At 53.3% G+C, this 11,745-nt stretch carries 12 protein-coding genes; 9 read left to right on the top strand and 3 right to left on the bottom strand.

The window, feature by feature from the left end; all coding sequences use genetic code 11:
- The first annotated feature begins 108 nt into the window (after window positions 1-108).
- From P1X16_RS06485 to P1X16_RS31305, 3 genes are all read left to right on the top strand, one after another.
- Window positions 109-459, top strand: coding sequence for a TonB-dependent receptor plug domain-containing protein (locus tag P1X16_RS06485; RefSeq protein ID WP_346771236.1), 351 nt, complete (start codon window positions 109-111; stop codon window positions 457-459).
- Window positions 460-602: 143 nt separating this feature from the next.
- Window positions 603-836 carry a hypothetical protein gene (locus P1X16_RS06480; RefSeq protein ID WP_277227089.1) on the top strand — a complete coding sequence of 78 codons (234 nt, stop codon included), beginning with the start codon at window positions 603-605 and terminating at the stop codon, window positions 834-836.
- 107 nt (window positions 837-943) lie between these two features.
- Entirely contained in the window at window positions 944-1,372 is a 429-nt protein-coding gene (locus P1X16_RS31305) for a hypothetical protein (RefSeq protein WP_346771234.1), read from the top strand.
- A gap of 85 nt (window positions 1,373-1,457) precedes the next feature.
- On the opposite strand, the gene P1X16_RS06470 is transcribed toward P1X16_RS31305, so the two are convergent.
- On the bottom strand, window positions 1,458-3,026 hold the full coding sequence (locus tag P1X16_RS06470; RefSeq protein ID WP_277227088.1) for a PglZ domain-containing protein: 1,569 nt from the start codon (window positions 3,024-3,026) through the stop codon (window positions 1,458-1,460).
- Window positions 3,027-3,402: 376 nt separating this feature from the next.
- On the opposite strand from P1X16_RS06470, the gene P1X16_RS06465 reads away from it, so the two are divergent.
- From P1X16_RS06465 to P1X16_RS06440, 6 genes are all read left to right on the top strand, one after another.
- A complete protein-coding gene (locus P1X16_RS06465) occupies window positions 3,403-4,632 on the top strand; it encodes an HD domain-containing protein (protein WP_277227086.1) in 1,230 nt (409 codons plus the stop codon).
- Between the two features lie 441 nt (window positions 4,633-5,073).
- Window positions 5,074-6,114, top strand: coding sequence for a UDP-3-O-(3-hydroxymyristoyl)glucosamine N-acyltransferase (gene lpxD / locus P1X16_RS06460; protein ID WP_277227084.1), 1,041 nt, complete (start codon window positions 5,074-5,076; stop codon window positions 6,112-6,114).
- 111 nt (window positions 6,115-6,225) lie between these two features.
- Entirely contained in the window at window positions 6,226-7,620 is a 1,395-nt protein-coding gene (locus P1X16_RS06455; RefSeq protein WP_277227083.1) for a bifunctional UDP-3-O-[3-hydroxymyristoyl] N-acetylglucosamine deacetylase/3-hydroxyacyl-ACP dehydratase, read from the top strand.
- A gap of 133 nt (window positions 7,621-7,753) precedes the next feature.
- Window positions 7,754-8,551: an acyl-ACP--UDP-N-acetylglucosamine O-acyltransferase gene (gene lpxA, locus P1X16_RS06450; protein WP_277227082.1), complete on the top strand. Its 798-nt coding sequence runs from the start codon at window positions 7,754-7,756 to the stop codon at window positions 8,549-8,551.
- Window positions 8,541-9,173 carry an ABC transporter ATP-binding protein gene (locus tag P1X16_RS06445; protein WP_277227081.1) on the top strand — a complete coding sequence of 211 codons (633 nt, stop codon included), beginning with the start codon at window positions 8,541-8,543 and terminating at the stop codon, window positions 9,171-9,173. Before lpxA ends, P1X16_RS06445 begins: the two co-directional genes overlap by 11 nt.
- 351 nt (window positions 9,174-9,524) lie before the next feature.
- Entirely contained in the window at window positions 9,525-9,875 is a 351-nt protein-coding gene (locus P1X16_RS06440; protein WP_277227079.1) for a hypothetical protein, read from the top strand.
- A 127-nt stretch (window positions 9,876-10,002) separates the two neighbouring features.
- Here P1X16_RS06440 and P1X16_RS06435 read toward each other — a convergent pair whose 3' ends face one another.
- Both P1X16_RS06435 and P1X16_RS06430 read right to left on the bottom strand, forming a co-directional pair.
- Window positions 10,003-10,764: a DUF4197 domain-containing protein gene (locus P1X16_RS06435; protein WP_277227077.1), complete on the bottom strand. Its 762-nt coding sequence runs from the start codon at window positions 10,762-10,764 to the stop codon at window positions 10,003-10,005.
- Window positions 10,765-10,914: 150 nt separating this feature from the next.
- Window positions 10,915-11,742, bottom strand: coding sequence for a DUF4197 domain-containing protein (locus P1X16_RS06430; RefSeq protein ID WP_277227076.1), 828 nt, complete (start codon window positions 11,740-11,742; stop codon window positions 10,915-10,917).
- Window positions 11,743-11,745 lie beyond the last annotated feature (3 nt).

The following is an 11,745-nucleotide window of genomic DNA, read 5'->3' as shown; positions in this document are numbered from 1 at the left end:
AACTCTGGTTCCTCTCGCCGGCATGAAAGAAGTATTTATAAATACCGCGTTTCAAAATGATTCACGTAGAGGAAGTTGTATCTTACCTCCACCACAACTTCCACTGCTATGAGCAAGCTAACTCTACGTGCTTCCTTCCTGATGAGTCTCCTGTTTCTGGGCGTTGCCATTGGCTGTATAGCGCAGGAGGCACCTAGGCTAAAGGCTAGCCAGCCACTCCCTCTCATCGATCAAAGCGCAAAGAAGGCAACAACTTTAAGTGTATCCAGTGGGGCTTTTGCTCAATCTAGGAATGCCCCCTTGTATGTTGTAGATGGAACCCCTATTACTGAGGAGCGCATGAAGACGCTGGAACCTAATCAGATTGATAATATTACCATTCTGAAAGACAGCAAAGCTACCGCTGTATATGGTCCTGCTGGCCTTAACGGTGTGGTGCTCATTACGATGAAGAAGTAAAGCGCAAAACTCAGACGCATTGCCAAGACTTGCCTTGACCTATCTATTTTTGCTTCCCCTGAACTACCAAACCAGTTCATTCTACTTAATGAAGCGTCACCTCTCCACTAGCCACGAATTGTAGGTATCAACCTACAATTCACATGAAACAACCCAAAAAACGTTGGGCTTGGACTGCCCGGCAACGTGGCCGCATTCGACTTTACAAGAGCTGGCAGTACCGCCTTTATCAGCCTAGCAAGAGCTTCATTCAGCTTCAATGGAACCAGCACCGGATGCAGACACGCACAGCCCTGCATCAGCTACGTCAAGGAGCACAGGAAACTGAGGTTCAGTTCTTCTATCACCACAAACACAACGGCCATTGGCTGTGCTGATAAACAAAAAGGAACGCTCATCTGAGCGTTCTTTTTTGTTTATCAGCAACCCTAGTTTTCAGTGAGCAACAGGTTCAGAAGAAATAAGTAGGAATCACCTGTGTGGAATGAAGCTAGTTGCGGCATCTAATAAAAAAGCAAGACCGTCGCTGATTCTACCACTCAACAATCATCAACTGATTCTCTCCATGTCTCTTAATCCCTTTCTGTTTACTATCAGCTTACTATTACCGCTTACCCAAACAGTCCACGCCCAACTTATAGATTCCACTCAAACCGCCAAAGCGCGTCAGCCTGGCTCCAATCAGATGCCTATTCGCATCATCTGTATATCATCTCAGCAAACTGGCAACGAGCCCCTGTACATAGTAGATCGAGTATTCATTACACGAGAGCAATTGAATGCGTTAGATCCGAACCGGATAAGGAAGATTGATATCTTGAAGGACACTCAAGCCACAGCTATTTATGGCTCACGCGGTGCAAACGACGTAGTCATTATCACGACAAAGAGACGTTTTAGAACTGGTAGATAAGCACATAATCCTGCATAAACAGAAAACCCGAGGCGAACTGTAATACAGTTCGCCTCGGGTTTTCTGTTTATTAGAACTACTATCGCTACCCTTTAGGTGTGAGCGTGATGTACGGGATGATGCATTCCTCTAGCGAGATGCCGCCGTGCTGGAACGTGTCCTTGTAGTAGTTCACGTAGTAATTGTAGTTATTGGGGTAGGCGAAGAAATAGTCACCTACTGTGAAGACGTAGGCGGTACTCACATTTTCGCGGGGCAGGAAAATGCGCTCCGGTTTGCGCACCGTGTACACGTCTTTGCTGTCGTCGAAGCCGAGGTTTTTGCCGTGCTTGTAACGCAGGTTGGTGTTGGTGTTCCGGTCACCCACGATTTTGTAGGGACGCTTTACGCGGATGGTGCCGTGGTCGGTGGTGATGACCAGCTTGCCTTTGCGCTCGGCAATCTGCTGGAGCATTTCGTAGAGCGGCGAGTGCAGGAACCACGAACGGGTGATGCTACGATACGCCGACTCGTCGGCGGCCAGTTCCCGAATCATGGCCATGTCGGTGCGGGCGTGGCTGAGCATGTCCACGAAGTTGTAGACGATGATGTTCAGCTTGTTGTTGTTATGCAGGTTGGCCATTTTGCCGAGCAGGTCTTTGCCCGCTTGCAGGTTGGTTACCTTGTTGTAGCTGAACTTCTGCTTCTGACCCGACTTCTGGAAGTTGATTTCTACCAACTCGGCTTCGTGCAGGTTTTTGCCTTCGTCGTCGTCGTCCCACACCCACAGATTGGGGTATTTCTTCTGAATATCACCAGGCATCATGCCCGCGAAAATGGCGTTGCGGGCGTAGGCCGTGGTGGTGGGCAGAATGGAGTAATACATTTCCTCCTGGTCCACGGTGAATAGCTCGGCGATAATCGGCTCCAGAATCTTCCACTGGTCGTAGCGCAGGTTGTCGATGAGCACGAAGTAAACGGGCGTGTCGCCGGTGGCTTTCATGAGCGGGAACACCCGGTCCTTGAACAGCTGGTGCGACATGAGCGGGGCGTCCTTGTCGTCGCCGTTCACCCAATCTTCGTAATCCTCGGTAATAAAGCGGCCGAAGTAGGTGTTGGCCTCGTCTTTTTGCATGTTGAAGACGTCGGCCATGCTCTTGCCTTCCGTCTCGTTGATTTCCAACTCCCAATACACCAGCTTTTTGTATACGTCGGCCCACTCACTCGGGGTGAGGCGGTCGGAGAGCTGCATACCGAGCTGGCGGAAGTCGCGCTGGTAGCCGGAGTTCGTTTTTTCAGAGACAAGGCGCTTGTTGTCGAGCACCTTCTTCACCGAAAGCAGAATCTGGCTTGGGTTAACGGGCTTGATGAGGTAATCGGCGATTTTAGAGCCGATGGCCTCTTCCATAATGTGCTCTTCTTCGCTTTTCGTTATCATGATAACCGGCACGGTGGGGCGCACGGCTTTAATTTCGGTTAGGGTTTCGAGGCCGGTGAGGCCGGGCATATTCTCGTCCAGAAACACAATGTCGTAGGTCTGCTCTTGAATTTGCTCGATGGCATCGGCTCCGGAGTTAACGCCCGTTACATCGTATCCTTTTTCTTTGAGGAAGAGAATGTGGGGCTTGAGCAGGTCGATTTCATCGTCGGCCCAAAGTATGCTATAATGTTGCATATGGGGGTTGGGGAAGGGTGTGCGTGTACTGCCAACTTATTTATAGTTGGCGTCTCATTAAACGAGCTTCAGCAACTAGTTGCAACGCCCGCAAAGTAGCTTAGACTACAAAGAGGCCACTTGGCTTAAACAGGTTGCAACTGAAGTTTCGTAAGTAGCTTTACTGCCAATCCCTGGTTTTTGATTTTAAAAAATTACTGCCAACCGATATTCCCATCAAACTCCGCCGTAAAGTAGCGGAAAATACTTGGGTTATGTTCCCGCCGAAAGAAAGTGCGAAGCTCCAGCCTCGCGTATCGTTGCGCAAAACACGTTGGCCCGGCGTCATTCTCATCCATTCCCCGATGCGCGAAGCTGGAGCTTCGGGCTACTGCTTATGAACAAGAAGAAAATCTTCAACGACCCGGTGTATGGCTTTGTAACTATCCCCACGGAGTTGTTGTTCGACTTGATTGAACATTCTTATTTCCAGCGCCTTCGGCGAATTCAGCAACTCGGCCTGACCATGTTCGTGTATCCGGGGGCGCTGCACACGCGCTTCCACCACGCCCTCGGTGCCATGCACCTCATGACGCTGGCGTTGCGCACGCTCAAAGATAAAGGCATCAAGATTTCGGCCAAGGAAGGCGAAGCGGCCATGGCGGCTATCCTGCTCCACGACATCGGCCACGGTCCGCTCTCCCACGCCCTGGAGCGCAGCATTTTCCATGATGTCGACCATGAGCAAATAAGCTTGCACATCATGCGCAAACTGAACGCCGAGTTCGACGGCGCTCTGGATCTGGCCATCGACATCTTCCAAGGCACCTACCATCGGCCGTTCTTCCACCAACTTGTCAGCAGCCAGCTCGATATGGACCGGCTCGACTACCTCAACCGCGACTCGTTCTATACCGGCGTGCAGGAAGGCCGCCCCGGCGCCGACCGCCTCATCAAAATGCTTACTGTGGTAAACGAGCGGTTGGTGCTTGAAGAAAAAGCAGTGTACAGCATCGAGAACTTCCTGGTAAGTCGCCGCCTGATGTACTGGCAGGTGTATCTGCACAAGACGGTCACGAGTGCCGAGCAGATGATTATCCGCATCATGCAGCGCGCCCAAGAACTGACCCGTGCGGGTCATAAAGTACCCGCCTCGCCGGCCCTGCATTTCTTCTTAGCCAAAGCGGTAAGCCAGGCAGAGTTTGAAGCCGATGATGTGATTCTGCGCCGCTTCACGCGCCTCGACGACACCGACGTGTGGAGCGCCGTGAAGCTGTGGGCCGACCACCCCGACAAAGTACTCAGTTACCTCGCCCAAAGCATTCTGGATCGGCATCTGTTCAAAATCAGCCTTCAAACCGAAGCTTTTGATGATGATTTTCAACTAGGCATTGTGGAGTTGATTGCCGAACGATTTAGCCTTACTCCCAATGAAGCCGCTCAGCTCATGATTGCCGGCCGCATCAGCAACAACGCCTACGACGCCGATGGCCAAGACACCATCGACGTGCTTACCAAGCGCGGCCGCGTGGTGAACGTTGCCGAAGCCTCCGACCTTCCCAACATCAAAGCTCTCGGCCAGCGCGTTGAAAAGCATTACATCTGCTACCCCAAAGAGATACTATGAGTTAGAACAACTGAAAACCACCATTCAGAGCTGGCCTAAACATTTAAAGTACTGCTGTCACCAATACCACCCGCCCGTCATGCTGAGCTTGCCGAAGCATCTCGCGTGCTGACGTTGCCAAATTTCCTGTCATGCTGAGCTTGTCGAAGCATTCCGCTCGAATCGTTGCAACGGCAAAGAGATTTACTACACTAGCCAGATGCTTCGGCTCCGCTCAGCATGACAGGCCAGTCTAATGAGTTGGGGCAGTAGCGGCACGCGAGATACTTCGGCAAGCTCAGCATGACAGTTGCTTTCTTTGTCAATATCATTTAACAGCAACACGTTGGCGAGGCATTTCTACTAGCGCACGTTAACCGTGCAGGTTATTGTAAACCTTTATTGCTGCCCTATATAAACGAGTACGATGCACCAGCACCAACTTTTATCTACTTTTGCCCGATGGAATTTACGGTAGGCCAGATAGCAGAAGTACTGCGCGGCGCAGTGGAAGGCGACGCATCTCAGCGGATTGATCGGCTGGCAAAAATTGAAGAAGCCCAGGCGGGCTCCCTCTCTTTTCTAGCCAACCTAAAGTACGAAGCCCACCTCTACACGACGGGCGCTTCGGCTGTTATTGTGAGCCGCAACCTGGAGTTGCGCCAACCCGTTGGAACCGCGCTAATCCGCGTCGACGACCCGTATTCCAGCTTCACCACGCTGCTGGAGTTTTACCAGCAAGCTACCCGCACTGGGCGGCGCGGCGTAGAGGAGCCAAGCTTTATTGGAGCCAGTTCCAGCATCGGCGGCAACCACTACCGCGGAGCGTTTTCCTATATCGGGGAGAACTGCCAGATTGGCCACGACGTCGTAATATTTCCGCACGTCTTTATCGGCGACCGGTGTAAAATCGGCAACGGTACCATCTTATATGCTGGCGCTAAGATCTACGCCGAAACTGTAATCGGTGAGCGGTGCACCATCCACGCGGGTGCCGTTGTGGGTTCCGATGGGTTCGGATTCGCGCCGCAGCCGGATGGTTCGTACCGCACCATTCCGCAAATCGGCAATGTGGTGCTGGAAGACAACGTCAGCATTGGCGCCAATGCCACCGTCGACTGTGCTACCATGGGATCCACCATCATCCGGGAAGGCTCGAAGATTGACAATCTGGTGCAGATTGCGCACAACGTAGAAATAGGACGACACACGGTAGTAGCCTCGCAAAGCGGTATTTCGGGCTCCACCAAAGTAGGCGACTTCTGCGTGCTGGCGGGCCAAGTTGGCTTGGCGGGCCACCTGACGCTGGCTAATCGCACCACCGTTACGGCACAGTCGGGCGTGGGCAAGTCTATCAAAGAAGAAGGGCAGTTCTTACAAGGTGCTCCAGCCTTCAATTTGCGGGATAGTCTGCGGGCCCAAGCAGTTTTTCGGCACCTGCCCGATTTGGAGCGCCGCCTTACCCAACTCGAGCGCCGTACGAACCCGCCGGAAAAGTCCTAGCTTTGCTGCTGTAAGTGCCGCTACACATCGTAAGTTTGGCGGCCTTTTCATTACCTGTTTTTTCGCCTTCTTCGCTTGCAGCTTACAGCTTATTGCTGATAGCTACCCAAAATGAACGACAAGCAACATACCATCAAGGCTCCCGTGACGGTAAGCGGCATCGGGCTGCACACCGGCGTTCAAGCCACCATGACGTTTTGCCCGGCCCCAGTTGGCCACGGTTACCAGTTCCAGCGCATGGATTTGCCCGATCAGCCCATCGTCGTGGCTGACGTAGACAATGTAGTGGACCTTTCGCGCGGTACAACCATCGAGCAGAACGGAGCCCGCGTAAACACGGTAGAGCACACGCTGGCTGCCTTGGTTGGGTTGCAGATCGACAACGTCCTCATCAAGCTTGATGGCCCGGAGCCTCCCATCATGGACGGTTCCAGCTATCAGTTTATTCAGGCGCTGGAAGACGCGGGCTTGGAAGAACAAAACGCGTTACGCAACTTCTACGAGATTCCCGACGAAATCCGCTTCGTGGACAACGGTCGGGCCGTGGAGCTTGCTGCCCTCCCCCTCAACGATTACCGCCTGACGGTAATGGTGGATTACAACTCCCCCGTGTTGGGCTCTCAGCACGCGTCGCTGACGGACATCAGCTTGTTTAAAAACGACATTTCCAGCTCCCGGACCTTCTGCTTTCTGCACGAGCTGGAGGCGCTCTACAAGCAAAACCTTATCAAAGGCGGCGACCTAAGCAATGCTATTGTGGTCGTGGACCGCGTAGTGAGCGAAGACGAGTTGAGTGAACTAGCCACCATGCTCGGCAAGCCTAAAGTGGCGGTGAAGAAGGAAGGCATCCTCAACAACGTAGACCTGCGCTACAAAAACGAGCCCGCCCGGCACAAGCTCCTCGACTTGGTAGGCGACCTGGCTCTAGTAGGCCGGCCGCTGAAAGGGCAGATTCTGGCGGCTCGGCCGGGTCATGCCGCCAACGTGGCCTTCGCCAAGAAGATTAAGAAGAAGATGATGGAGGCCAACTCCTCTCCCGTGCCGCACTACGATCCTGCGCGGGAGCCGGTGATGGACATCAACCAGATCATGCAGGTGCTGCCTCACCGCTACCCGTTTCTGCTGATCGACAAGGTGATTCACCTCGACGAAACGTCAGTGGCTAGCATCAAGAATGTAACCATTAACGAGCCGTTCTTCACGGGTCACTACCCCGGCAACCCCGTGTTTCCGGGTGTGCTGCAAGTGGAAGCCATGGCTCAGACGGGTGGTATTTTGGTGCTGAATACTGTACCGGATCCAGAGAATTATACCCCGTACTTTGTGGGCATCGAAAATTGCCGCTTCCGCCGCATGGTGAAGCCCGGCGACACGATCATTTTCCGCTGCTGGTTGCTTGCCCCCGTTAAGCGCGGCATTGCGAAAATGAGAGGCCAGGCTTTTGTGAACGGCAAAGTGGTGATGGAGGCTGAAATGAGTGCCGCCATCGTACGTAAAGAAGCCTAAGCCAATTGCCATTTAACAATCAGCATTTAAACAGGCGGCCAAGCGCAATATTCAGCCATCGACTATGCGTTTGCTTACTACTGCCTTGCTGTTGATTGCTACATGCTAATTGATAATTGTTAACCGAATCCGAATGAATCAGCCGCTCGCCTATATCCATCCCGAAGCCAAAATCGCGCAAAACGTGGTAGTGGAACCCTTCACAACCATTGATAAGGATGTGGAGATTGGAGAAGGCACTTGGATCGGCCCAAACGTAACGATTATGGCGGGAGCCCGCATCGGGAAGAACTGTAAGATCTTCCCGGGCGCCGTTATTGCTGCCATTCCCCAAGACCTGAAGTTTGCCGGCGAAAAAACTACGGTCCTCATCGGCGACAATACCGTCATTAGGGAGTGCGTGACGGTTAACCGCGGCACTGTGGACCGGCTAAAAACAGTAGTGGGCTCCAACTGCTTGCTTATGGCCTACGTACACGTCGCTCACGACTGCATCATCGGCAACCATTGCGTTCTGGCAAATGGGGTGCAGCTTGCCGGACACGTAGAAATCGGCGACCATGCCATCATCGGGGGTACTTCGGCTGTGCATCAGTTTGTGAAGGTAGGACAGCACGCTATGGTTTCGGGTGGCTCGCTGGTACGCAAAGACGTGCCGCCTTTCGTGAAGGCTGGGCGCGAACCGCTCACTTATGCGGGTATCAACAGCATCGGGCTGCGCCGGCGCGGTTACTCCGACCAGAAAATTTCCGAAATTCAGCAGTTGTATCGGTTGCTGTTTTTGGGCGGCATGAACAACAACGATGCTCTCGATAAAATAGAATTGGAACTAGCCCCCTCACCCGAGCGCGACGAAGTAGTGAACTTCGTGCGCAACTCGGGTCGTGGCGTAATCAAGGGCTATTCGCGCAACGGCAACGGTGCAGATTGAGGCTACCGGGCTCGGCAAACGCTATGCCCGTGAATGGATTTTCCGGGGCTTGACGCATACGTTCCTGTCGGGCTCCGCTACGGCTATTTTAGGCCCCAACGGTGCAGGCAAGAGCACCCTGCTCAATACGCTTTCCGGCCAGCAGCTCCCCACCGATGGCACATTGCGGTACCAGCATAAAGGCGCGGTGGTACCCGTGGAAGAGGTGCCGCCGTTGCTCGCCTACGCCGCACCGTATCTGGAATTGATTGAGGAACTCACGCTAACGGAGTTGCTGCATTTCCATACCCGTTTCAAACCTCTCCGGCCGGGCATTACGCAACCGCAATTAATCGAGTTGATGTACCTCGAGAAGTCCCGCCACAAGCTGGTACGCGACTTTTCCTCGGGCATGAAGCAGCGCCTCAAGCTGGCGTTAGCGCTTTACGCTGATACGCCCCTGCTCCTGCTCGACGAGCCTACCACTAACCTCGACCGTGCCGGCGTAGCCTGGTACCAAGAGCATGTGCATGCCACACTAACGGACCGTACTGTGCTTGTATCCAGCAACGTACCGGAAGAGTACGACTTTTGCACAGCGCAGTTGAATGTGACGGACTTTGGGGCACGCGCGGCCCGCTAAAGTGCTGCGTAGCCCATGCAGGTGATGCTATTTACGGAGGGGTATGCCGAAGGTATTGGCTGCGCTAATACCGATACTACTAGTCGAAATACACCGAAAAATTACCCAAGTAGGTTTAACTGTTGGAGGTTGCGAAACACTTCTTATGTAAAGAATAACCCCCTGTTTTATTGGGCTATGGCATTCTAAATCGGGGGCTTTTGCCTTGAAACGCCATAAACTTACCTGCTTTGTCTGCGCTTTTTACCAGCTCAACCGTTAACCCAAAACCTTCCGTCACGTATCTTCGCACCGGTACCCTTGCCATTAGAGCCTAATTTTTTATCCACTTCCCAAGCCCCTGACAAGGCCATGAGACAATACGACGACCTCGACGACGACCTGGATGACGATGACCTGGATAGCTTCGCTAAGACTGGCGGCAGCAAAACCCGTGGCTCTTCCGAAGATCAGCTTTCGGCCAAATATGCCGATTACCTGATGTGGCGTGATACAGGTTCCTCTCACGACGAGGCGCTGGACCTGGCCAGCATGACTGAAGAAGAATATACCACTGCCGAAGCTGCCGAAGACCCCGACGGCAGCCGCGGTTTCGGTAGCCTCGACGATGAAGATGATGACTTCGACGATGATGACGATGACGACCTAGGTGGTTCGAGCCGCCGCAGTGGTCGTAGCAACTTCGACGACGACGATTTTTAATCCTGTAGCTTAACTTCAGGCTCTTAAGCAATAACAGTCCGCCGACTAAACAAAACAGCCCGTGCTATGTAGCACGGGCTGTTTTGTTTAGTCGGCGGACTGTTGCGTGGGCAACGGTATTGCTCTACTAGCTTTTGCTCCCAAACACGCGCTTCAACAGCTCCGTAGTACGAGCCACGGGATTCTCGCGGATGTTGGCTTCTTCTTGCGCAACCAGGGTAAACAAGCCGTCAATAGCCTTGCCTGTAGCGTACTGATTCAGGTCGGTTTGTACGGGCGTTACCAACGGAATTTTGTTGTAGCGGGTCGAGAGGTCGGTGTAGTAACGGGTGGCACCTACCTTGTCGAGGCTCTGCTGAATGATAGGCTTGAAAGCCGTGGTGAGCTGCGGCGTAGTGGTACGCTGCAGGTATTGCGTAGCCGCATTTTTCTCGCCAGTCAGAATGTTCCACACATCCGTAAACGTCAGGCTTTTGATAGCCGACAGAAAGATGGGCTTGGCACTTTTCGCGGCATCTTCTGCGCCCCGGTTCAACGACAGCTCGAACTTATCTACTTGACTGCCGAGGCCAATGGAGCGCAAGGTGTTGGCAACGCGCTGCGCATCGGGCGGAAACGGAATGCGGATGAGGCGGTTGAGGTAGAAGCCATCCGTTTTGGAGGCTTGGTCGGCGCCTTTGCTGATGCCTTGCACCAGTGCTTCTTTGAGGCCATTGGCCGCCTCGGTATTGGTGAGGCTGCCCCGGCTCGTGTTAGCGGGGCTGGTAGATGTCTTGGGAGTTGGGAGCTTGATCTGCCCGATTTTAGGTAAAGAGAATATTTGGGCAGAAGCACTGAGCTGCAACCCCAATAGCACAAGTGGTAAAGCGAGAAAACGGCGGTAATTCATGGCGAGAAAAGACGAGGTGCGGTTTGTAGTTGGCTGTTTGCAGAAACCGGACCAAAACCAATGCAGCGCGCTATAGCGCGGAAGCACAGAAAATCTGCTCCACGATACGGCGCGCCACACGGACGGTACTGCTTGCTACAGCACAGGTAATTACTTTCCGAAAACTCGCTTTAGTAGCTCACTGCCCCGAGCGGCCGGATTGGCCCTGATTTTTGCTTCCTCGGCGGCCACCAGCGTGAAGAGACCGTCTACCGTCTTCTGGGAAGCATAAGGCGTCAGTTGGGGCTCCAGTTTCGTGACGAGCGGAATCTTATTGTAGCGGCCCACCATTTCGGCGTAGAGCTTGGTAGCCCCAGTTTGATCCAACGACTGCTGGATAATGGGTTGGAAAGCAGTTTTGAGTTGATCGGCGGTTTTTCCGTACAGGAAGGTGGTAGCTGCATCTTCTTCTTTGCTGGTAGCCAACCCAAGCGCATCCTGAAAACTTATATTCTGCACTGCTCCTAGGAAAATAGGCCCGGCTTCTTTCGCGGCCGATTCGGCGCTCCGGTTCAAGGCAACTTCAAAGTTGTCGACCAAAGCCCCCAAACGCAGCTTCCGCATCGTGGCCGCTACCAGCTCAGCTTCGGGTGGAAACGGGATGCGGATGTCGGTGTTGGCGTTGAAGCCGTCGGTGGCGGAGGCTTGCTCGATACTACGCGTGATGCTTTGCGTAAGAGCTTCTTTCAGGCCGCTACTCGCTTCCGAATCGGTGAGCGGCGCTTTTACGACAGCGGCTACCGCGGCAGCAGCGGTGGTTTTGGCTGTTGTGGTCTTGGTGGTAGTTGTTGTTTTAGCTGGCGCTTTAGCAGCGGGCTTTTTGGTTGTAGTGGTCTTTTTTGTGGTGGTAGTTTTTTTGGCTGTGGTTTGAGCCTGAACAGCCAGCGGAGCCGCCACGCTCAAGGTTATGGCAAAAGTTAATGCGCGAAAACAATTCATAAT

Origin of the sequence: Hymenobacter sp. YC55, assembly GCF_029433095.1 — a bacterium.
Lineage (GTDB): Bacteria > Bacteroidota > Bacteroidia > Cytophagales > Hymenobacteraceae > Hymenobacter.
Note: the sequence above shows the minus strand (reverse complement) of the source record. Positions and strands in the feature narration are given on the sequence as shown.